Origin of the sequence: Bosea sp. 29B (assembly GCF_902506165.1) — a bacterium.
GTDB lineage: Bacteria > Pseudomonadota > Alphaproteobacteria > Rhizobiales > Beijerinckiaceae > Allobosea.
The window spans coordinates 1,860,382-1,881,607 of sequence record NZ_LR733817.1; the positions used below are offsets into that span (position 1 = coordinate 1,860,382).

Sequence of the window (21,226 nt, forward strand, 5' to 3'; positions counted from 1 at the left end):
CGGCCCGACTGGACGAAAACCGTAACTCGTCTAAATCACAGCCGAACGAAAGCGGATGTGATGAGCCTCAAGCCGAGTTTGCCGCCCGACCACGCCACCATCAAAAGCGGCCGCATCGGCGTGCTCTTGATGAACCTCGGCACGCCCGAGGGCACCAGCTACAAGCCGATGCGGGCCTATCTCAAGGAGTTCCTCTCCGACCGCCGCGTCATCGAGGAACCGCGCTGGAAATGGTGGCCGATCCTCAACCTGATCATCCTGTCGACGCGCCCGGGCCGGAAGGGCAAGGACTACGCCTCGATCTGGAACAATGAGCGCAATGAGGGTCCGCTCAAGACGATCACCCGTTCGCAGACGGAGAAGCTCGCCGAACGACTGGCAGGGACCGCCGATGGCCGCATCACCGTCGATTGGGCGATGCGCTACGGCCTGCCCGATGTGAAGAGCCGTCTGAAGGCGCTGCTCGCGGAAGGCTGCGACCGCATCCTTTTGGTGCCGCTCTACCCGCAATACGCCGCGCCGACCTCGGCGACGGCCTGCGACCAGGCCTTCCGTGCCCTGATGGAGATGCGCTGGCAGCCGACAGTGCGGGTCGCCCATCCCTATTACGCCGACCCCGTCTACATCGACGCGCTCGCCTCCTCGATCCGCGCCTCGCTCGGCAAGCTCTCCTTCGAGCCGGAGGTGATCCTCTGCTCGCTGCACGGCATGCCCAAGGAATACCTGCTCAAGGGCGACCCCTATTACTGCCAGTGCGCCGTCACCGCCCGGCTGCTGCGCGAGAAGCTCGGCCTCAGCGAGGAGCGCTTCCGCCTGACCTTCCAGTCGCGCTTCGGCCCCGACGAGTGGCTGCAGCCCTATACCGACGAAACCGTGAAAGCGCTGGCGCAGGGCGGCACCAAGTCGCTCGCCATCGTCGCGCCCGGCTTCTCGGCCGATTGCCTGGAGACGCTTGAGGAACTCGACGGCGAGAACCGCGAGATCTTCCTGCACAATGGCGGCAAGGAGTTCGCCTATCTGCCCTGCCTCAACGATTCCGAAGAGGGCATGCAGGTGATCGAGGCGGTGGTCCGCCGGGAGCTGATGGGCTGGGTGTGACTGCGACGTCATGCTCGGGCTTGACCCGAGCATCTCAGGACAAGAAGGCGCCCTGACGTTTCCGTCATTCTCGGGGCTGCGCTTCGCTCCGCCCGAGAATGACGGCTGTGCCTACCCCACCACGAAGCGCGTCACGCTCTCTACCACCTGCTTCGCCTGCAGGATGCGCCGGTGGCCCAGCCCGCTCGTCTCCTGCAGCGCCACGAACGGCCCTGCCGCCGCCAGCGCCTGCGCGTGGTGGAAATCCAGTTCGCGATCCTGCCGATCATGGATCACCAGGGTCGGCAGGCCGATCGCCTCAAGCTGGTCGCGCCCCTCGAAAGCCTCGACCGGATTGCCGGCGACGCTGTGGATGCGGCGCTCCAGCGCCGCCTGGCCGCGGCGGCCGAGCCCGATCGTCGCACCGAAATTGCGAGTGATCGTCGTGACCGAGGATGGCGCCGCGACCAGCGCGAGCCGGCCTGCCTTGACCCGCGGCTGCCCCGGCACGCTGCGGGCCAGCGCCGCCAAGGCGATCGCCCCGCCGAAGGAATGCGCCACGATCGCATGCACCGGCGCAAAGACGCGCGCCACGGCGGCGAGCGCGCCGACTCCGAGCGGGATGTTGAGCTCGGCCCCCGTCGAGGTGCCATGCGCCGGCATGTCGAAGGCGACGACGCGGAAGCCCTGCGCCAGTAATGGCTGCACGAAAGCGGTCATGAACGCCGCCTCGCTGTTCCAGCCATGCAGCAGGATCACTGTCGGCGCCGGAGCATCGCCATCTTGCAAGCGGGGCTCGGGTTCGAACAGATAGGTGCTGACCGTCCCGCACGGGTAGGATACCGCCTGCCTGATCGCCGGCGCGAGCCGGTCGCGGGCGGCGATGATCGCCTTGCCGGTCCGGCTCTGTGGGCCGGGCGGGCGCGGCGGGGTACAGAAGAGTTTGAAGGCGGCGCGCCCGGCCGTCTGCGGAGCGATGAAACTGCCGATGCGGACGAGAGGACGAATGACGCGAAGCGCTGTGCCGGGCATGATCGGAAACCTTGTTCGTTCAGCCTTGAACTATTATGTTCAGCGATGAACAAAATGCAAGAGCCAATTTCCGCACCGGCAAATGAGCCGAGTAGCACCGTGAAGTCGGGGCTTCCCTGGGACCTGCCGCGCTTCAAGAACTGGCTCGCGGTCGCGCGCATGCACCAGCTCTGGAAGAAGGTCTTCTCCGAGGCGCTGGCACCGCTCGGCATCCAGCTCGCGCATTACGATGTGCTCGCCAACGTCTTCCGTACACCCGGTCTGACCCAGCAGCAGCTTGCCGAGAAGCTCCTGGTCGGCCGCAGCGCCATGAGCATGCTCCTGCCCGAGCTCGAGCGGCGCGGCCTGATCGAGCGTCGCAATGACGAGGCCGACCGGCGCGTGCGCCGGCTCTGGCTGACCGGGGATGGCGAGGTCCTGACCCGCAAGGCGCTGGCGATCCACGCCGCCCGGATCGAGGCGATGATGGGCGTGCTCAGCGACGAGGAATGCAATGCCGTCGGCACGATGATGTGGCGGGTCGTCGGCTACCTCGAAGGCAAGCCGCCGCGCGAGCCGTCATCAGACGCTCGCAAAGCCACGCTTGAACGAAATTCCCCGATTGAGCCGGAGAGCTGAGATGAATCCCACTGGCTTCGACATCGTCGTCGTCGCACTGGTCGCGCTGGTCATCCTGACGATCGCGCTCGGGGTCCGCACCATCCCGCAAGGCTTCAACTATACGGTCGAGCGCTTCGGCCGCTATTCGCGCACGCTGGGGGCAGGCCTCGGGCTGATCGTGCCCTATATCGAGCGCATCGGTCACAAGGTGAATGTGATGGAGCAGGTGCTCGACATTCCCTCGCAGGAAGCCATCACCAAGGACAATGCCGGCGTGCGCATCGACGCCGCCGCCTTCTACCAGGTGCTCGACGCCGCCAAGGCCTGCTACGAGGTCTCCCATCTCGGCCAGGCGCTGATGGTCCTGACCATGACCAATATCCGCACCGTGGTCGGCTCGATGGATCTCGACCAGCTGCTCTCGCATCGCGACGAGATCAACGAGCGGCTGCTGCGGGTGATGGACGCCGCCGCCTCGCCCTGGGGCGTCAAGGTCACCCGCATCGAGATCAGGGACATCCTGCCGCCGGCCGACATCGCCGGCGCGATGAACCGGCAGATGAAGGCCGAGCGCGAGAAGCGCGCCGCCGTGCTCGAGGCCGAAGGCCAGCGCCAGGCCGAGATCCTCAAGGCGGAAGGGCAGAAGCAATCGCAGATCCTCGCGGCCGAGGGCCGCAAGGAAGCGGCCTTCCGCGACGCCGAGGCGCGCGAGCGCTCGGCCCAGGCCGAGGCAGCCGCGACCGCCATGGTCAGCGAGGCGATCAGCCGGGGCGACATCCAGGCCGCGAACTTCCTGATCGCCGAGCGCTATACCGAGGCACTGAAGGCGATCGCGAGCGCCCATAACAGCAAGGTGGTGATCGTGCCGATTGAAGCTGCGGCGCTTGCTGGCACCGTCGGCGGCATTGCCCAGCTGACCAGGGCCGTGTTCGGCGAGGATGCGGTGGCGAACCGGCGCTCCGGTTCCGTCCCGGCGGCAGGCCGCACGGAGGGCTGAGTATGCTCGACTGGTTTGCCTCCTTCGGCGGCTGGGGCTGGATCGTGCTCGGGCTCGTCCTGGTCGGTGGCGAGATGCTGGCGCCCGGCGTCTTCCTGCTCTGGCTCGGGCTCGCCGCGCTGTTGACCGGAGCCGTGGTCGGGCTGACCGGCCTCGCCTGGCAAGGCGCCTGGCTGGTCTTCGCAGGCCTCGCCGTCGCCTCCGTCCTCATCGGTCGCCTTGTCACGCGCCACCGCAGCGACGAACCTGACACCGCAAGCGGCCTGAACGATCGCGGCCGCCAGCTGATCGGCAAGGTCTTCAGGCTGGAGGCGACGATGACCGGCGGCGAAGGCCGCATCCGCATCGGCGATTCCTCCTGGCGCGTCACCGGCCCCGAGCTGCTCGCCGGCACCGAGATCCGCGTCGTGCGCGTCGATGGCGCGACGCTCGTCGTCGAGAAGGCCTGAGCGCCGACCTGCGGCGGGCATTCGCCTGACAGGGGATTAAGCCCGGATTCATGCTGAATCCAGGGTTCACCATGCTGCTGAACCCTCGATTCACCGGCGATCAGCCCAAATCCGCTCCCGAAACATTCCGTTTCTCAGGGAGAAGGCCATGGCGGGCCGGCACGGACCGATCGATTTCATCATCGCGGCGGCGCTTTCGCTGCTGATGCTGCTCATGGTGCGCCCCGCCCAGGCGCGCGAGGTCGTCGACTTCCCGGATTATCGCTACCAGCCCGGCACGATCCTGATCCGCACCGCCGAGCGCAAGCTCTACTACATCGCCGCGCCCGGCCAGGCGCTGCGCTACACCATAGCTGTCGGCAAGGCCGGCAAGCAGTGGCGCGGCGTCAAATATGTTGAGGAACTCCAGGTCGACCCGGCCTGGAGCCCGCCGGCCGAAGTCAAGCGCGACAATCCGCGCCTGCCCGACGTGATCCCCGGCGGCGCCTCCAACAACCCGATGGGCGCGCGCGTCATCGGCCTCGGCCCAGGCGGGCAATACGCCATCCACGGCACCAACAATCCGCGCTCGGTCGGCACCGCCGCCTCCTATGGCTGCTTCCGGATGCACAACAGTGACGTCATCGATCTCTACGCCCGGGTTCGCATGGGCACGCCGGTCGTCGTGATGCCCTGACGGCCGATGAGCGGCAACGTTTCTCGCGCCTAGATTGCGACTGGCGACAGAAGCGGTCGGCCGGCGAAGAATGCCTCCAGATTGGCGAGCAGCAGCTCTTGCTGCGCGACCTGGGCCGATTCCGCGTTGGCGGCGATATGCGGCGTCAGCACGACATTCTCGAGCGCTTTGAGCCGGTCCGGAATGGCGGGCTCGTGCTCGTAGACATCGAGCCCCGCGCCCGCAATTGTTCCGTTCTCCAGCGCCTCGATTAGCGCGGCCTCGTCGACCGCGATGCCGCGCGATATGTTGACGAGATGACCGTCCGGACCGAGCGCACGCAGGATCTGCGCATCGATCGCATGCCGTGTCTCGCCGCTCGCACGGACCGAGACCATCAGGATATCGGCCCACTCTGCGAGTCCGCGCAGGCTGGCGTGGTATTGATAGGGCAGTTCCGGCCGCGGCGAACGGTTGTGATAGCCGATCGTCATGTCGAAAGCGGCAGCGCGCACCGCAATGCGCTGGCCGATGGCGCCAAGCCCGAAAATGCCCAGCTTCCGGCCGGCCAGACCCGGCACCGTCGCCATGCGCTCGATCGCATTGCCCTGCCAGCGGCCAGCCCGCACGAAGCGTTCGGCAGCCCCGATCTGCCGGACGCTCGCCAGCATCAGCGCCATGGCGAACTCGGCGACACTCGTCGCATTGGCATCGGCCGCATTGCTGACCAGAATGCCGCGCGCCTTCGCGGCAGCCCGCTCGACGCCTTCATTGCCCGTGCCGTAGCAAGCAATGAGGCCGAGATTGGGCAAAGCCTCGATCAGGGCTGCGTCCGTTTTCCAGGTTCCGACTGTCAGGAGCACGCGCGCAGCCTCCGCTCCGGATGGCAATGCCTCCGGCCCGGGATGGCTCATCGGCCCGAGCACCTCGTACCGTTCCTGCAAGCGGGCTACCAGGCGGGCCGGCATGCGCGGGGCCATCAGGATCGTCGGCTTCATGGCTGAAAGGTCCCCGGGTCGATTGCTGCATCGCAGCACTTGCCGCCCCCTGCTTCAACAACCCCTGGCGCCGGTCGGCCATCTCGCAGATGCAATACGAAAACACCGGGCAATCGACGGGATTTTCCTGAATCGCTCCTCTCGCCTGCGACAAAAAAGCCGGATATCGTTTCCGAAGGCGTAACGCTGAGTCCAGCGCGCCTTCGAACCGATATGTCTTCAGAGGGGTACTCGATGGATCATCTCGCCGACGTCAAGAAGTTCGCCAAGAAGCCTGTCAACGAGGCCGCCTTTGCCGGCATGAGCAAGTCCTATGCATTGGTGATGAGCAAGCCCGACACCCGCTATGTCGCCTGCTCCGACCCCGCCGAGCTCGACCGCGTCCGCGAGAATTTCCTGAAGAAGAAGCTGGGCTTGAAGAGCGCCGACCTCGACGCCTCCATCAAGGCGACCTGCGATCACATGAAGGCCGACAAGACCAAGTCGCGCCTGACCTTCTACTATCTGCTGGCCGAACATTACGGCAAGCTCGACGCCTTCGTGAAGAAATAGGTCTGAAAGCCTGGCCTGACCTGATGGCGCCCCTTCGGGCGCCATTCGCGTTTTCAGAGCCTGCCGCGAAAACTGCGCAGAGCGCCGCAAGACCGGAACATCAATGCTCCGCCCTTGGGGGTTTCGATGTTCACGCTGTCCCGTTCCGTCCTCTCCGGCCACGCCCAGACGCTCTTCACCGTCGCCGAAGCCACCTTCGCCTCGATGATCGTCTTCGGTGCGGGCCTCGCCTTCGGCGCCACGATCGGCTTCTTTTGAGGCGGCCATGCCGACCGCCGCCGCCTCAACCGCCCGTCCGCATTTCAAGATCGGGCGCGACCGCGAGGGCCACTGGATCGCGGTCGAGACCCATGGACGCGGCGGCGGATATTTCCGCAGCCGGGACGATGCCCTGCACTATGCCCGTGCCGAAGCCGGCGCCGTGACCTTCAGCGCTCGGCCGCTCGCACTGCGCCTGTCGTAACCGCGCTCAGCGATAGAGATCGACCCGCGTCAGCGGCAGGCCGGACGGGCCCTTGCGCCGCTTCGAGACCAGCGTCTGGTTGACCAGCGCCCCGCCGCGCTCGAAGGCGAGCGAGCACCCGGCGAGATAGATCAGCCACATCCGCGTCCGCTCCGGGCCGATCTCGGCCTCGGCTTGCGCCTTGTTGGCATTCAGCTTCTCCCACCACAGCCGGGTCGTGCGCTGATAATGTTCGCGCCAGCCTTCGACATCATGGACCTCGAAGCCATGGCGCTCGAGATTGGCGATCGACATGCCCAGATGGTCGAGCTCGCCGCCCGGGAAGATGTAGCGCACCAGAGCGCGATACTCGGCCGGCATCCTGTTGAAGGCCTTCTCGGTCTTCTTGGCGCGCCGCGAGATCGTATGGTGCAGATAGAGGCCGCGCGGCCTGAGCAACCGGTTCACCGCCTGGAAATAGGTCGGATGGTTGCGGATGCCGACCTGCTCGAACATGCCGATCGAGGAGATCTTGTCGAACTCCCCTTCCATCTGGGTGAAGTCCTTGAGATGCAGCGTGACCTTGCCTGAGAGCCCAAGCCGCTCGACCTTCTCCTGCGCGAACTTCAGCTGCTCCTCGGCCAGGGTCACGCCATGCGCCTCGACGCCGTAATGCTGCGCGGCATGGCAGATGAGGGCGCCCCAGCCGCAGCCGATGTCGAGCAGCTTGTCACCGGGCTTCAGCCGCAGCTTGCGGCAGATCATGTCGAGCTTGTCGCGCTGGGCGCGGCCGATATCGCCGTGGTCTTCGGTGAAGTAGGCGCAGGTGTAGACCATCTCCTCGTCGAGGAAGAGCCGGTAGAACGCGTTCGAGACATCGTAGTGGTAGGCGACATTGGCCTTGTTGGTCGCCGGGTCGCCATCTCGGGCGATCTCGTCGCCGCGCCGGTGGGTCACCGCCGCCTGCGCCTGTCCAGGCGCGAAGATGAAGCGCCGGACCACGTCGAACACCGCCGCCTTGGAGATGCCGCGCGCCAGCCGGCCGACCTTGCCGTCGGGGCGCGCCACGGCCAGATCGAAGATCGAGCCGTTCTCGATCGAAATCCGGTCGGCGATATAAAGGTGCAGCAGCGTATCGAGCTTGGGCTTGCGCAGCAGTGCCGCGACGACGCCAGCATCGCGAAGCGCGATCATCAGCCCGTCCGCAGGCCAGTCAGCCGGCACGCGCGAGCCGTCCCAGAGAGAGAAGCCGAGCTTGAGCCCGAGCTTCTGGTGCGCTTCGATCAGGAGCCGCCGCAGCGCCTCGATGCGTTTATCGTCACTCATCCGGTCCAGCCATGTGCAGTTGAGTCGTCTTTGGCCGGCTGGAGACGAATTGGCAACGGCCTGAGCGGCACGGGCTCTGCCGGCCATTCAAAAATCGCTGGCGATGCCCTTCACCTCCCAGTCGTCATAGCGCACCGGCTCGAGCCCACCGCGGCCGTCGAGCTCCTTCTGCTGCCTGAGTTCGGCGGCCTTGGCGTCGATCGCCGCCCGGCGCGCCTGCGCTTCCGCGAGCGCCCGCTGCGCCGCCGGCGACAACGCCTTTGCGGGAGCGCTGGTCTCGGCTTCATCCGTCTTCGTCTGCGCGCTCATGATCGGCCATTCTCTTGCAGGATCGGCATCGACTCCACCACATAGAGCAGGATGCGAAAAAGTGGGAACCGGTTTTTTGCTGTGATCCTGCTCTAACTCTTTGATGAGAGACGGATTCAGATCTCGGATGGAACCGCCTTGCGGTTCCATCCGAGATCATCCGGCTCTAAGGACGAAACCGCGTTCCGGCGAACCTTTCCGCGCCGGATAGCGATGCAAGAAAGGGTTCCTGCATGAACTATGTCCGTACCGGCATGCTGATGGCGGCGCTCACCGCGCTGTTCGGCGTGGTCGGCTATCTGCTCGCCGGCGCCGGCGGCATGCTGATCGCGCTCGGCATCGCGGTCGCGACCAATCTGTTCAGCTACTGGAACTCGGACAAGCTGGCGCTCGCCGCCTACAACGCGCAGCAGGTCGATGCTGCGACCGCGCCCGAGCTCTACGGCATGGTCCAGGGCCTCGCCCAGCGTGCGGGCATGCCAATGCCGCGCGTCTACATCATCCAGGAAGACCAGCCGAATGCCTTCGCCACCGGCCGCAATCCGCAGAATGCCGCAGTGGCGGCGACGACCGGCATCATCCGCACGCTGAGCTATGACGAGCTCGCCGGCGTGATGGCGCATGAGCTCGCCCATATCAAGAACCACGACACGCTGACCATGACGATCAGCGCCACCATGGCCGGCGCGATCTCGTCCCTTGCCTCCTTCGGCATGTTCTTCGGCTCGCGCGACAATCGTCCCAACGCCATCGTCCAGATCGCGCTGATGATCCTCGCCCCGCTGGCGGCGACCATCGTCCAAATGGCGATCTCGCGCTCGCGCGAATACGAGGCCGACCGGATCGGTGGCGAGATCTGCGGCAATCCGGTGGCGCTCGCCGACGCGCTTGCCAAGATCGCCGGCGGCGTTTCCCACATCCCGAACGAGACGGCCGAGGCGAAGCCTGCTACGGCGCATATGTTCATCATCAACCCGCTCTCAGGCCGCGGCATGGATTCATTGTTCTCGACCCACCCCGATACCGGCAACCGCATCGCCGCGCTGATGGAGCAGGCGCGCGCCATGGGCGCCGGCGCGAGCCAGAACCCCTTCGCCGGCGGCCGCGAGCCCGGGCCTTGGGGCTGAGATGGCAGCTCCTCACGAAAACCGCGCGCCGGCTGACGATACCCCGGGCCTCGCTGCGCGCCGCCTGGCGGCAACGCTGATCGACGAGGTGCTGCGCGCCGGCACCGCGCTCGACGAGACCTTCGAGCGGATGGTTGCGACGGCGGGGCTGGAGCCCGCCGACGCCGGGCTGGCGCGCGCGATCGCGACCGTCGCCTTCCGCCGCCTCGGCACGATCCGCCAGGTGGTCGGCGCCCGCCTCGAACGCGGCAGCCCGCGCAAATCCGGCCCGTTCGAGCCGATTATGGTCGCCGCTGCCGCGCAATTGCTCTTCCTCGACGTGCCCGACCATGCGGCGGTCGACCTCGCCATCCGCCAACTGCACGAAGACGCCCGGTCCTCTCGCTACGCCTCGCTCGGCAATGCCGTGCTGCGGCGGCTGGCGCGCGAGCGCGAGGCGATCCTCGCCGATCTCGAACCGCTCACGGATACGCCCGATTGGCTGCGCGAGAGCTGGACGCAAGTCTACGGCCCCGATGTCGCGATGGCGATCGCCGCGGCTCATGCCGAGGAGCCGCCGCTCGACCTGACCGTCAAATCCGATCCGGCCAGCTGGGCCGCCAAGCTCGACGGCATCGTCCTGCCGACTGGCTCGGTGCGCCTGCGTGGGCGCGAGGCGGTCACCGGCCTGCCAGGCTTCGCCGAGGGGCAATGGTGGGTGCAGGATGCCGCCGCTGCTCTTCCCGCTCAGCTCCTCAATGTCCAGCCAGGCGAGCGCATTGCCGACCTCTGCGCCGCGCCCGGCGGCAAGACCGTGCAGCTCGCGCAATCGGGCGCTGAGGTCGTTGCCGTCGATCGCTCCGGCCCGCGCCTGCGCCGGCTCAAGGCCAATCTTGACCGGCTCGGGCTGAGCGCGGAGGTCGTCACCGCCGATGTCGCGAGCTTTGAGGCCGAGCCTTTCGACGCCGTGCTGCTCGACGCACCCTGCAGCGCAACTGGTACGATCCGCCGCCATCCCGACGTCGCCTGGGCGAAGCAGCCCGAGGATGTCGCCAAGCTCGCAGCACTGCAGGCGCGCCTGCTCGACCAGGCGGCGCGGCTCACCAAATCAGGCGGGCGCCTGATCTACTGCACCTGCTCGCTCGAACGTGCGGAAGGCGAGGCGCAGATCGAGGCCTTCCTGGCGCGAAACGCCGACTTCGCCCGCGATGCGATCAAGCCGGCGGAGATCGGCGGCCAGGTTGAGGCGCTGACGGCTGAGGGCGATTTGCGCACGCTGCCGCACCAGCTCGCCGGCGAGACGCCGCGCCTCTCAGGATGGGCGGGATTTTACGCTTGTCGCCTGATAAGATCATGACTCGATCGGGGATTCGCCTTCGCAGGGAGGCGGCGGGACGGCGAGGCAGCAGACTTCATTGAACGGCTGGTCGGAGCGCGGAGGCCTGGCACGGGCAGCCATCGGCAGGGCGGCGCGGCGCACGCGCGGCCAGGTCGTCGGCGCCAAACGCGCGCTCTGGCCGTTCGGCCGCCTGCGCGCCAGCCGCCTGCTCTTCGCCCCGCACGATTTGCGCACCGCCGACCCGACCACAGCGAGCGAGATCTATGCCGGGTACTTCGCGCTCTCCGGCCGCACCGTGAACTGCCATGGCGAATCGCCCTTCCTGGTCGCGCCGCCGAGCGAAGCCTGGTCCGAGGCGCTGAACGGCTTCGTCTGGCTGCGTCACTTGCGGGCCGCCGACACAGCGATCGCCCGCGCCAACGCCCGCGCCCTCGTCGACGAGTTCATCGCCCGCCGGCATGACCGCGACGAGATCGCCCGCCGCCCGGCCGTGATCGCCCGCCGGCTGATGTCGTTCCTGTCGCATTCGCCGCTCCTGCTCGAAGGCGCCGACCACGCCTTCTACGAGCGCTTCATCCGCCATGTCGCGCAGACGGCAGAGCGCCTCCAGCTCGCGCTCGCCGGCGCCGTCGAAGGCGCGGCGCGGCTGCAATGCCTGATCGCGATCTGCTTCGCCGCCATCTGCCTCGACGGCCAGGAGCGACGGCTGCGCCGCTACGAAGTGGCGCTCTCCGACGAGTTGGAACAGCAGATCCTGCCGGATGGCGGCCATCTCAGCCGCAATCCCCGCATCCTGATCGACCTCCTGCTCGATCTCCTGCCGCTGCGCGAGACCTTCACCGCACGTGGACTCGAACCACCCCGCGCCGTCATCATGGGGATCGACCGGATGATGCCGCATCTCAAGCTGTTCCGGCATGGCGATGGCGCGCTCGCTCTGTTCAATGGCATGAACGCGACGCCACCCGATCTGATGGCGACGCTCGCCGCCTATGACGATGTCCGCGCCCGGCCGATCGAGCACGCCGCCTATTCCGGTTATGACCGGCTCAGTGCCGGCACCAGCATCGTCGTCGTCGAGGCCGGGCCACCGCCGCGCGGCGCCAACTCGATCGAGGCCCATGCCGGCTGCCTCTCCTTCGAATTGTCGACGGGCTCACAGCGCATCGTGGTGAATTGCGGCGCCAGCCGCTTCGGCACGCCCGAGCTCAAGCTTGCCGCCCGCGCCACCGCCGCCCATTCGACCGTGACGCTGAACGACCGCTCCAGCGCCGTCTTCGGCCTGGTGCTCGGCGAGCGACGGATCACGGCCGGCCCGGTCGATGTCCGCGTCGCCCGCCAGGATGGCGAGGACGGGCATGAATGGGTCGCCAGCCATGACGGCTACCGGCGCGCTTTCGGCACCGTCCATACCCGCCGCCTGCTGCTGTCCCGCAATGGCAGCGAGCTCGTCGGCGAGGATGCGCTGAGCCCGCCGGCCGCGCTGGCGAGCCTGCCGGCCGCCGCACGCTTCCATCTGCACCCCAACGTCAAGCCAAGCTTGATCCGCGACGGCGAGGGCGCGTTGCTGGCGCTGCCCTCCGGCGAAATCTGGGCCTTCGAGGCCTCCGGGCTGCGGGTCGGGCTGGAAGAAAGCATCTTCTTCGCCGCCGCCGATGGCCGCCACAAGACCGCGCAGCTCGTCGTCGAGTTCAACGCTGTGGCGACGCCGCAGGTCATCTGGCGCTTCGCCCGCCTCGGCACGCCGGCGCAACGCAAGACCAGAGCCGAAGAGGCCCGGCAGGAACAGGCCGAAGCCGAGCCTGATCTGCCGCTCTGACCTCTCCGCAGGACAAGGCTGCGGCGTCTTGTGCTTTGCAGCAAAGCCCGGGCGTGATAGGGCGCGCGCGAGTATTCCGCGCCTCGCGCTCATCAACCCGGACCTGATCTTCCCATGCCGAACGAACTCCGCCGCGTCGAACGCGCGCTGCTTTCCGTTTCCGACAAGACCGGGCTGATCGATTTCGCCCGCGCCCTCTCGCGCCTGGGCATCGCCCTGGTCTCGACCGGCGGCACCGCCAAGGCGATCGCCGAAGCCGGACTTGCCGTCACCGACGTCTCCGACCTGACCGGTTTCCCAGAGATGATGGACGGCCGGGTCAAGACGCTGCATCCCAAGGTCCATGGCGGCCTGCTCGCCGTCCGCTCGCATCCCGAGCACCAGGCCTCGATGCTCGGCCACGGCATCGCGCCGATCGACCTGCTCGTCGTCAACCTCTACCCGTTCGAGGCAACGGTCGCCGCCGGCAAGCCCTATGACGCCTGCATCGAGAACATCGATATCGGCGGTCCCGCGATGATCCGCGCCGCCGCCAAGAACCACAATGACGTCGCCGTCGTGGTCGAAGGCTCCGACTACGCCGCCGTGCTGGCCGATCTCGAGACGCATAAAGGCGCGACCACGCTGACCTTGCGCCGCAAGCTGGCGCAGAAGGCCTATTCGCGCACTGCCGCCTATGACGCCGCGATCTCGAACTGGTTCGCTGGTGAGCTCGGGGACACCTCGCCGGCCTTCCGGGCGCTGGGCGGCAGCCTCGCCGAGACCATGCGCTATGGCGAGAACCCGCACCAATGGGCCGCCTTCTACCGCACGCCGGAGCAGCGTCCGGGCGTCGCCACCGCCCGCCAGGTCCAGGGCAAGCAGCTCTCCTATAACAATATCAACGACACCGACGCCGCCTTCGAATGCGTCGCCGAGTTCGACCCGGCCCGCACCGCCGCCTGCGTCATCGTCAAGCACGCCAATCCCTGCGGCGTCGCCGAGGGCGGCTCGCTGCTCGAGGCCTATGAGCGGGCCCTCGCCTGCGACCCCGTCTCGGCCTTCGGCGGCATCGTCGCGCTCAACCGCAAGCTCGACGCGGAGGCCGCCAAGAAGATCGTCGAGATCTTCACCGAGGTGATCATCGCCCCCGACGCCGACGAGGAGGCGATCGCGCTCGTCGCAGCCAAGAAGAACCTGCGCCTGCTCCTGACCGGCGGCCTGCCGGATGTCCGCAAGTCCGGCCTGTCCCTGCGCACCGTCGCCGGCGGCTTCCTCGCCCAGGCGCGCGACAATGCCGTGGTCGACGACATGGAGCTCAAGGTCGTGACCAAGCGCCAGCCGAGCGAGGCCGAGCTCGCCGATCTGCGCTTCGCCTTCCGCGTCGCCAAGCACGTCAAGTCGAACGCCATCGTCTACGCCAAGAACCTCGCCACGGTCGGCGTCGGCGCCGGCCAGATGAGCCGCGTCGATTCCTCGCGCATCGCCGCCTGGAAGGCCGGCGAGGCCGCCAAGGCGGCCGGCGTGCCGGAGAGCCTGGCCAAGGGCGCGGTCGTCGCCTCCGACGCCTTCTTCCCCTTCGCCGACGGCCTGCTCGCCGCGGCCGAGGCCGGCGCCACCGCGGTGATCCAGCCCGGCGGCTCGATGCGCGACGACGAGGTGATCAAGGCGGCCGACGAGGCCGGCCTCGCCATGGTCTTCACCGGCCATCGCCACTTCCGGCACTGAAGCCGGCAAAGCCGCCTTTGTGAATCCTGGCTGAGTTTTCCGTCATTCCGGACAGGCCGCGAAGCGGAGCGCCGGAATGACGAGGCTTGATCCAAGCCTTGCCCGCGGTTCCTGACAACCTCTAGGATTTCACAAGATAGAGAGCGTGGGGGCGGGATGAGCGGCAACAGCGCCAGACGACATGTGCTGCGCCCGCGTGCGGAGCACACGCACAACAAGGTCAGCTTCGTCGAGCTCTTCTTCGACCTGGTCTTCGTCTTCGCGATCACCCAGATCTCGCACACGCTGCTCGAGCATTTCTCGGCGCTCGGGCTCGCCCAGGCGGCGCTGCTGCTCGGCGCTGTCTGGTGGGTCTGGATTTATACGAGCTGGGTGACCAACTGGCTCGATCCCGACCACATCGCCGTGCGGCTGATGCTGTTCGCGCTGATGTTCGCGGGGCTCCTGCTCTCGACCTCGCTGCCCGAGGCCTTCGGCGAGAAGGGCCTGATCTTCGCTGGCGCCTATGCGGCGATGCAGATCGGCCGCTCACTCTTCACCATGCTGAGCCTGAAGCCGCACAGCCCCGGAAACTACCGCAATTTCCAGCGCATCACGGCCTGGCTCGTCCTGTCCGGCATCTTCTGGATCGCCGGCGGCCTCGCCGAGGGCAATAGCCGCTTCGCCTTCTGGGCACTGGCTCTCGGCCTCGAATACGTCTCCCCCTCGCTCGGCTTCTATGTCCCGGGCCTTGGCCGTTCGACCACCGCCGACTGGACCATCGAGGGCGGCCATTTCTCCGAGCGCTGCGCCCTGTTCGTCATCATCGCGCTCGGCGAATCCGTGCTCGTCACTGGCGCGACCTTTGCCAAGCTGGCGATGACGCCGGTCATCGTGCTCGCCTTCGCCAACAGCTTTGTTAGCTCGGTGGCGATGTGGTGGATCTATTTCAACATCGGTGCCGAGCGCGCCAGCGAGCAGATCGCGCGCTCCGACGATCCCGGCCGGCTGGCCCGCATCGCCTATACCTATATCCACCTGCTGCTCGTCGCCGGCATCATCCTGGTCGCGGTCGGCGACGAGTTCGTGCTCGCCCATCCCGGCGGCCATACAGATATGAAAACGGCGATCGCGATCATCGCCGGGCCGGCGCTCTACCTTCTTGGCAACCTGTTGTTCAAGAAGGTCACCGCCGGCTGGCATCCATTGTCTCATCTGGTCGGGCTCGGCCTGCTCGCTTTGCTCACGCCGCTGGCTGGCAGCTTGCCGCCGCTCGGGTTCAGCATGGGCGCGACCGCGATCCTCATTCTCGTCGCAGCTTGGGAAACCTTGTCCCTGCGTCCGAAGGAATCGTGAAATGCATACCGTCAAGGTCATCGCCGCGGGCTTTGCCCTGCTCGGCGTGCTGCTCCTGATCGCGCCGCGGCTGAACACGGGCGGGCGCCATCCGATCGTCTTCGCGATGAAACTGTTCATTCCGCTCTGGTTCGCCGCCTCGGTGATCAATCTGATCGTCGGCATCACCCGGGCCGGCTACAGCTTCCTGCAGGAGGCCCCGATCCTGCTCGTCGTCTTCGGCGTGCCGGCGCTGGTGGCATCCCTGATCTGGTGGCGCTTCGGAAGGAATGTGTCGTGAGCCTTGAATCCGTCCGCGCCTTCTTCGCGCAGCATGCTCCCGATATCGCCATCCTCGAAACCGACGGCAGCAGCGCCACGGTGACGCTGGCGGCGGAAGCCTTTGGCGTCGAGCCGGCGCGCATCGCCAAGACCCTCTCCTTCCGCCTCGGCGATCGCGTCGTCCTGCTGGTTACGCGCGGCGATGCCCGCCTCGACAACAAGAAGACCAAGGCCGCCTTCGGCGCCAAGCCCCGCATGCTCGATCAGGGCGAGGTCGTCGCCCTCACCGGCCATCCAGTCGGCGGCGTCTGCCCGTTCGGGTTATCGACGCCGCTGCCGGTCTATTGCGACGTCTCGCTGAAGGTCTTCGACGAGGTCGTGCCGGCTGCCGGCTCGACGCAGACCGCGGTACGCATCAGCCCTGACCGCATGGCCGCGCTGACCGGCGCAGAATGGGTCGATGTCTGCCAGGAGCCAGCGGCGCAGGCCGCCGAGTAGGCCTCAGCCGCGCACGCGCTCGATCAGTGCCATCGCCGCAGCGGGATTGCGGACCTTGTCGCCGCTGATGACATAGAGAAAGACGTCGCGTGGCGTCTTCTCCGCCGCAGGCGCCACCAGTTCCAGATCATCCGGCGCGCCACCCTTGGCCCAGTCCTTGGCCCGGCCGGCCCAGGCGTCGAGCTGCTTGGCCGGATAGCCCAGCGCCTCCGCCTCCTTGGTCCCCATGATCCGCGCATAGACGAAGGGCGCGGTGACGTCGGCGACCTGCGGGAAGTCGGAATCGCCGGCGGTGATCGCGGCGACGCCGTATTCGCGCAGCAGCGCGACGAAGTCGGGCGAGCGGAAGCTCGGATGACGCACTTCCACGGCATGACGCAGCCTGATGCCGTCGACCTCCTTCGGCAGCAGCTTCAGGAAGGCCTCGAAATCGACGGGGTCGAAGGCCTTGGTCGCCATGAACTGCCAGTTGATCGGGCCGAGCTTCTCCTTGAGTTCGCTGAGACCGGAGGTCACGAACTTCTCGACCGAAGGCCCGGCCTCGGCCAGCACGCGGCGATTGGTGCAGAAGCGCGAGCCCTTCAGCGCGAAGACGAAGCCGTCAGGCGTCTCCGCCCGCCATTTCGCGAAGCTCTCCGGCTTCTGCGAGCCGTAATAGGTGCCGTTGACCTCGATCGAAGTCAGCTTGCTCGCGGCATATTCGAGCTCGCGCTTCTGCGAGAGCTTGTCGGGGTAGAAGGTCCCACGCCAGGGCTCGAATACCCAGCCGCCAATGCCGATATGGATCTGTCCGGCTGTTCTGGTGGCCATGGCTCGCATCCTCGACCGTGTCGCTCAATCTGAAGCGAAGAGTAGTACGCTGCAGCCCCTGTCGATAGGCGGCAGCATGATGCTCACCCTTGCTGCGAACGTAAGTCCAATGCCGAGCCTGCGCGCCCCACCCGTGGCCAGGCGACCCCTGGCTGCAGCTATTGACTGCATCCTATGCAGAGTTGCACGCTGAAGGAGCAGAACCGAGGGGTGTCGATGGATCGCGACTGGCGGGCGGAATTCAAGCGTATCGTTGGCGATCGAATGCGGCGTCTTCGGCTTGCGTCGCGGTTGAAGCGAGCCGAGGTAGCACAGGCCCTCCATGTCAGTGAACAGCAGTATGTTAGCTATGAGCGTGGCCTGAGCCATGCCAGCTCGCAATTCCTGATGCAGTTCTCAAGCTTCCTCGGCACCTCGCCGCGAGAGCTTGGCAGAGGGATGGCTGCATTGGTCGCGTCGGTGGGCCTCTCGGATGTCGAGCAGAAGCTCTATCGAACTGAACCAGCGGCTGCTTCGCGTTTGAGAGTGAACAAGGCGACGGAGAAGATCAGGGATCAGGGCACACTGAGTGCTTTGGCGTGCCTCACTGAATTTTTCGCCGAACTCGATGAGTAGGAAACGTAGATCGCCTGAGGAATCGCGTTCTCCTCGCGTCCAGGATGCCTTGCCGAGCGCCGGCGTCTCTCTGTTGTGCGTTATGAACGGCAAAACCCCGCCGCGGTTTGCGACGGGGTTTTTAGTATATTTGGTTGCGGGGGGGCGGGCAATCATCTCAAATTGAGTTATTTTCCAATCAGTTACGAACTACTAAAGCAGATGGCGCTGGCGGCTCGTAGCGGCCTGTTTCGCAGCGCTGCGTAGCAGGCTGTGCAGCTGGGATATTTGCTGGGGATCACAGTCTGCTCTCGACACAGCCGCTTAGAGATCGACCAGCCGGCCCACCGCTTGCTCGCGCTCCATATGCAGCTCGGATCCGACCAACGGCGATCGACGCAGAGCATCAAGAACGCCTGCCGAAGCCGTGGTGTCAGCCTTGGCCCGCACCTCTCCCGTGAATTCTCCTGCACCAGCAGCTGGTGCTCGAAGCTCCCGCGTTATTTCGCCCGATGCGACATCTGCGGATTTCTGAGATGTCCGTGTCATATCTCTCAAATTCACTGGTGCTTCCTCGCCCCACCATGTCCCATCCTAACGGGATAGTGGTGACCTTGCTAAGCGCAATGGTGCCCTATGAAACAGCGCACGGATGCTCCGAGCACCGAACTGACGCTCAATCGCGACAATCCAGCTGTTAACAAGGCTCTGATCGAGCTAGTGGGCTTGCTCGCGCGAAGGGCGGCTCGCACGTGGTATCACCAACAGGTCGAGGCACATCGGCAAGATCGCGAGACATCCCAAACCTTGAACGCAGGTGCAGGCAGACGAACTGGCGGAGATGCTCCGAAGAAACCGCCGAAAGCGCAATGCGCGCCTCTAATTCACGAGATTGCCGGCGCGCCAAAGGCACGTTGCAAAGAGCTGCGTCAGGCGCCGACGCCCTGACTTAAACGTCGATATTCGGCACACTGACTGGAGCAAACTCGGCTCCCCGACGGCAGTCGCCAATGTTCTTTCGGCCGAAGCGCGCCACGAGCGGACTCTGGCTCTCGGCCCGAGAGCAGACCTCTGGATCTGTAATTGGCCAACTGCAGAGCCAATTTTTCCGGAGAGCTGATCGATCAGAAGACGACCTTGTTGGCACCCTTGAGCTGGAGTCGCTCGCGAGCATTGCGATCTCCTGCCCGAGGCCATCTTTGCCGGGCGGCATGCACCTGATGGGCATTCGATTTCGCGAGCCGGCCGGGCTGAGCCAGAGGGCATCCTCCAGCCCACAGAAGCGATTGGTTTAGGGAGGCGCGCACCATCTTTCCGTCGAGCGATCAAGCCCGACGGATCGTCTTCGCATTTGGCGATAGAACCGATGGGACCGGCGCGGGACTATCGGGAGGCGATCGCCGTCATCTCGACGAGGAGGTCGGGATAGGCAAGGCGTGCCTCGACGGTCGCGCGGGCCGGCGCGTGGTCTTTTGCGACCCAGGCGTCCCAAGCTTCGTTCATGGCGGCGAAGCCCACCATGTCGGCGAGGTAAATGGTAACGCTGACCAGGTTGTTCTTGGAGACGCCGGCCTGGGCCAGTGTCTCATCGAGGCTGAGCAGAACTTCCTCGGTCTGCACCTTGACGGATTGTCCGCGCGTCTGCTCGGCGACATGGCCCGCGAGGAAGATCAAATCTCCAACGATAACTGCGTCGCTCCAGCGTTCCGTCATGCCAATTCGTTCAATCATGGGATCGCTCCATCTATTCGGTCTTCGGCCGATGTCCCGGGGTCGTTCGCCGGCGCCGATCGCCTCTATGACGCACATCGCGACGACGCCATATTGCCGCGATGTGTGACGAGCAGCCCTTTAGATTCGACAAAAATCTGCTTTCCGACGATCACGTTGCAAATATTTCACAAGAGATTTTATAACACCGTTGTGCCGGCGGACTCTTGCGCGCCGGCTCAGGTGGAGGAATCCGACGTGAAAACCAGTGGCATCGGGACAATCGGCGACAGGATCGTCTTAGAGAACGAGCATGTCAGGGTGTGGCTCGTTGAGCTCGAGCCCGGAGAGATTCAGTCGCGCCATATCCACGAATTGCCGTATCTGATCGTGCCGCTGACAGACGGCAAGAACATCATGCGTTTCGATGACGGGCGCGAGGTCGCGACCGACGAGAAGCCGGGCGCCTGTCTCTGGCGCATGCCCGGCGTTCCACATGAGCTCGAGAACATCAGCACCTGGCAGTATCGCAATGTGCTCGTCGAGCTGAAGACCCCGGCCGCTGCGACGCCTTCCGCACCATGATCGAGCGCAGGAGCCTCCTTGCCCTGCCGCTCCTCGCGCCATTCCTGACAGCGACCGCGCGAGCTCAGGGCCTGTCGAGCAGACCCGTCACCATCGTCTCGCCCTATATGGCAGGCGGCACCAGCGACATCATCGCCCGGGTCCTTGGCGAGGGGCTGAGTGAACTCTGGAAGCAGCCGGTGCTGATCGAGAATCGGCCGGGCGCGAACGGCTCGATCGGCGTCTCGGCCGTGGCGAGGTCGGCACCCGATGGGCACACTTTGCTCGCCGTGGCTTCGAGTGCGCTGACGCTCAATCCTCTGCTCTACAAGAAGCTGTCCTATGACGTGGAGCGTGACCTCGTCCCGGTCAGCGTCACCGGGCAAGTCCCCAATGTCGTCGTCGTCAATCCCGGGCTTCCGGCGCGCGACCTTGCCGAACTGATCGCGCTCGCCCGGACCAAACCCGGTGGCCTCACCTATGCCTCGCAGGGGATCGGCTCGAACGGCCAGATGAACGCCGAGATGTTCCGGCTCACCACCGGCATCTCGCTCGTGCACGTCCCCTACAAGGGCAGCGCCCAGGCGGTGACCGACCTCGTCGGCGGGCAGGTCGACCTGATGTTCGACAACCTGCCGACGGTGCTCGAACATATCCGAGGCGGCCAGCTCCGGGCTCTTGCCGTGACCTCGGCCAGCCGCTCGCCTCTGCTGCCGGAGGTGCCGACCGTGGCGGAGGCGGCCATCCCCGGCTTCGACACCTCGGCCTGGTTCGCGGTGCTCGCCGCCAGAGCGACGCCGCCTGAGCTGCTGGCTCGGCTCGAGCAGGCCGTGACGGGCGTTCTGGCGCGGCCCGCGACCTCCGCCAGGCTCGCAACTGCAGGCGTGACCGTCGCAGCCGCAGGCTCGGCGGAGCTTGGGATGCGCATCGCGCGCGACCGCAAGGCATGGAGCGAGGTCATCGCCAAGGCAGGCATCCCGGTCGAGTGATTTTCAAAAGATATCTCTTGAGAAATATCAGTGGATCGGACATCTTCCAGACCAAGA

The 21,226-nt window shown here is 66.1% G+C and carries 24 protein-coding genes; 18 read left to right on the forward strand and 6 right to left on the reverse strand.

Annotation, left to right across the window (positions count from 1 at the left end; genetic code table 11):
* Window positions 1-60: 60 nt before the first annotated feature.
* Window positions 61-1,098 carry a ferrochelatase gene (gene hemH / locus GV161_RS09050; protein ID WP_152015027.1) on the forward strand — a complete coding sequence of 346 codons (1,038 nt, stop codon included), beginning with the start codon at window positions 61-63 and terminating at the stop codon, window positions 1,096-1,098.
* Window positions 1,099-1,209: 111 nt separating this feature from the next.
* Here hemH and GV161_RS09055 read toward each other — a convergent pair whose 3' ends face one another.
* Window positions 1,210-2,109, reverse strand: coding sequence for an alpha/beta fold hydrolase (locus GV161_RS09055; RefSeq protein WP_152015026.1), 900 nt, complete (start codon window positions 2,107-2,109; stop codon window positions 1,210-1,212).
* Between the two features lie 99 nt (window positions 2,110-2,208).
* Here GV161_RS09055 and GV161_RS09060 point away from each other — a divergent pair, with 99 nt between their 5' ends.
* The 4 genes from GV161_RS09060 (at window position 2,209) to GV161_RS09075 (ending at window position 4,831) form a co-directional block, all read left to right on the forward strand.
* Window positions 2,209-2,727 (forward strand): MarR family winged helix-turn-helix transcriptional regulator, encoded by a 519-nt coding sequence (locus tag GV161_RS09060; protein WP_244624118.1) that lies wholly within the window; start codon window positions 2,209-2,211, stop codon window positions 2,725-2,727.
* Between the two features lies 1 nt (window position 2,728).
* Window positions 2,729-3,706 carry an SPFH domain-containing protein gene (locus GV161_RS09065; RefSeq protein ID WP_152015024.1) on the forward strand — a complete coding sequence of 326 codons (978 nt, stop codon included), beginning with the start codon at window positions 2,729-2,731 and terminating at the stop codon, window positions 3,704-3,706.
* Between the two features lie 2 nt (window positions 3,707-3,708).
* On the forward strand, window positions 3,709-4,155 hold the full coding sequence (locus GV161_RS09070) for an NfeD family protein (protein WP_152015023.1): 447 nt from the start codon (window positions 3,709-3,711) through the stop codon (window positions 4,153-4,155).
* A gap of 214 nt (window positions 4,156-4,369) precedes the next feature.
* Window positions 4,370-4,831, forward strand: coding sequence for a L,D-transpeptidase (locus tag GV161_RS09075; protein ID WP_244624189.1), 462 nt, complete (start codon window positions 4,370-4,372; stop codon window positions 4,829-4,831).
* A 29-nt stretch (window positions 4,832-4,860) separates the two neighbouring features.
* Here the strand turns inward: GV161_RS09075 and GV161_RS09080 are convergent, their stop codons facing one another.
* Window positions 4,861-5,808, reverse strand: a complete 948-nt coding sequence (locus GV161_RS09080) for a 2-hydroxyacid dehydrogenase (RefSeq protein ID WP_152015021.1) — start codon at window positions 5,806-5,808, stop codon at window positions 4,861-4,863.
* A gap of 234 nt (window positions 5,809-6,042) precedes the next feature.
* Between GV161_RS09080 and GV161_RS09085 the strand changes: the two genes are divergently transcribed.
* The 3 genes from GV161_RS09085 to GV161_RS09090 all read left to right on the forward strand — a co-directional run bounded on the left by GV161_RS09085 (window position 6,043) and on the right by GV161_RS09090 (window position 6,823).
* Window positions 6,043-6,360: a DUF2853 family protein gene (locus GV161_RS09085; RefSeq protein WP_152015020.1), complete on the forward strand. Its 318-nt coding sequence runs from the start codon at window positions 6,043-6,045 to the stop codon at window positions 6,358-6,360.
* A 126-nt stretch (window positions 6,361-6,486) separates the two neighbouring features.
* Window positions 6,487-6,618, forward strand: a complete 132-nt coding sequence (locus tag GV161_RS31325; protein ID WP_280179052.1) for a hypothetical protein — start codon at window positions 6,487-6,489, stop codon at window positions 6,616-6,618.
* 7 nt (window positions 6,619-6,625) lie between these two features.
* Window positions 6,626-6,823, forward strand: coding sequence for a hypothetical protein (locus GV161_RS09090; protein ID WP_152015019.1), 198 nt, complete (start codon window positions 6,626-6,628; stop codon window positions 6,821-6,823).
* A gap of 6 nt (window positions 6,824-6,829) precedes the next feature.
* Here GV161_RS09090 and GV161_RS09095 read toward each other — a convergent pair whose 3' ends face one another.
* Both GV161_RS09095 and GV161_RS09100 read right to left on the reverse strand, forming a co-directional pair.
* Window positions 6,830-8,128, reverse strand: a complete 1,299-nt coding sequence (locus GV161_RS09095) for a class I SAM-dependent methyltransferase (protein ID WP_152015018.1) — start codon at window positions 8,126-8,128, stop codon at window positions 6,830-6,832.
* Window positions 8,129-8,215: 87 nt separating this feature from the next.
* A complete protein-coding gene (locus GV161_RS09100) occupies window positions 8,216-8,437 on the reverse strand; it encodes a DUF1674 domain-containing protein (RefSeq protein WP_152015017.1) in 222 nt (73 codons plus the stop codon).
* Window positions 8,438-8,670: 233 nt separating this feature from the next.
* Between GV161_RS09100 and htpX the strand changes: the two genes are divergently transcribed.
* From htpX to GV161_RS09135, 7 genes are all read left to right on the forward strand, one after another.
* On the forward strand, window positions 8,671-9,564 hold the full coding sequence (gene htpX / locus GV161_RS09105; protein WP_152015016.1) for a zinc metalloprotease HtpX: 894 nt from the start codon (window positions 8,671-8,673) through the stop codon (window positions 9,562-9,564).
* A gap of 1 nt (window position 9,565) precedes the next feature.
* Entirely contained in the window at window positions 9,566-10,900 is a 1,335-nt protein-coding gene (locus GV161_RS09110) for a transcription antitermination factor NusB (RefSeq protein WP_152015015.1), read from the forward strand.
* 58 nt (window positions 10,901-10,958) lie between these two features.
* Window positions 10,959-12,701, forward strand: a complete 1,743-nt coding sequence (locus GV161_RS09115; RefSeq protein ID WP_152015014.1) for a heparinase II/III family protein — start codon at window positions 10,959-10,961, stop codon at window positions 12,699-12,701.
* Between the two features lie 114 nt (window positions 12,702-12,815).
* Window positions 12,816-14,408, forward strand: coding sequence for a bifunctional phosphoribosylaminoimidazolecarboxamide formyltransferase/IMP cyclohydrolase (gene purH / locus GV161_RS09120; RefSeq protein ID WP_152015013.1), 1,593 nt, complete (start codon window positions 12,816-12,818; stop codon window positions 14,406-14,408).
* Window positions 14,409-14,564: 156 nt separating this feature from the next.
* Window positions 14,565-15,743: a low temperature requirement protein A gene (locus GV161_RS09125; RefSeq protein WP_152015012.1), complete on the forward strand. Its 1,179-nt coding sequence runs from the start codon at window positions 14,565-14,567 to the stop codon at window positions 15,741-15,743.
* Between the two features lies 1 nt (window position 15,744).
* A complete protein-coding gene (locus GV161_RS09130; protein ID WP_152015011.1) occupies window positions 15,745-16,023 on the forward strand; it encodes a hypothetical protein in 279 nt (92 codons plus the stop codon).
* Window positions 16,020-16,502 (forward strand): YbaK/EbsC family protein, encoded by a 483-nt coding sequence (locus tag GV161_RS09135; protein WP_152015010.1) that lies wholly within the window; start codon window positions 16,020-16,022, stop codon window positions 16,500-16,502. The genes GV161_RS09130 and GV161_RS09135 overlap by 4 nt, the downstream gene beginning before the upstream one ends.
* 3 nt (window positions 16,503-16,505) lie before the next feature.
* Here the strand turns inward: GV161_RS09135 and GV161_RS09140 are convergent, their stop codons facing one another.
* Window positions 16,506-17,312, reverse strand: coding sequence for a DUF72 domain-containing protein (locus GV161_RS09140; protein WP_152015009.1), 807 nt, complete (start codon window positions 17,310-17,312; stop codon window positions 16,506-16,508).
* Between the two features lie 216 nt (window positions 17,313-17,528).
* Between GV161_RS09140 and GV161_RS09145 the strand changes: the two genes are divergently transcribed.
* Window positions 17,529-17,927 carry a helix-turn-helix transcriptional regulator gene (locus GV161_RS09145; RefSeq protein WP_159650149.1) on the forward strand — a complete coding sequence of 133 codons (399 nt, stop codon included), beginning with the start codon at window positions 17,529-17,531 and terminating at the stop codon, window positions 17,925-17,927.
* A gap of 1,362 nt (window positions 17,928-19,289) precedes the next feature.
* On the opposite strand, the gene GV161_RS09150 is transcribed toward GV161_RS09145, so the two are convergent.
* A complete protein-coding gene (locus GV161_RS09150) occupies window positions 19,290-19,637 on the reverse strand; it encodes a RidA family protein (RefSeq protein WP_152015007.1) in 348 nt (115 codons plus the stop codon).
* A gap of 222 nt (window positions 19,638-19,859) precedes the next feature.
* On the opposite strand from GV161_RS09150, the gene GV161_RS09155 reads away from it, so the two are divergent.
* Both GV161_RS09155 and GV161_RS09160 read left to right on the forward strand, forming a co-directional pair.
* Window positions 19,860-20,201 (forward strand): AraC family ligand binding domain-containing protein, encoded by a 342-nt coding sequence (locus tag GV161_RS09155; RefSeq protein ID WP_152015006.1) that lies wholly within the window; start codon window positions 19,860-19,862, stop codon window positions 20,199-20,201.
* Window positions 20,198-21,169 (forward strand): tripartite tricarboxylate transporter substrate binding protein, encoded by a 972-nt coding sequence (locus GV161_RS09160; protein ID WP_152015005.1) that lies wholly within the window; start codon window positions 20,198-20,200, stop codon window positions 21,167-21,169. The genes GV161_RS09155 and GV161_RS09160 overlap by 4 nt, the downstream gene beginning before the upstream one ends.
* The last annotated feature ends 57 nt before the right edge of the window (window positions 21,170-21,226 follow it).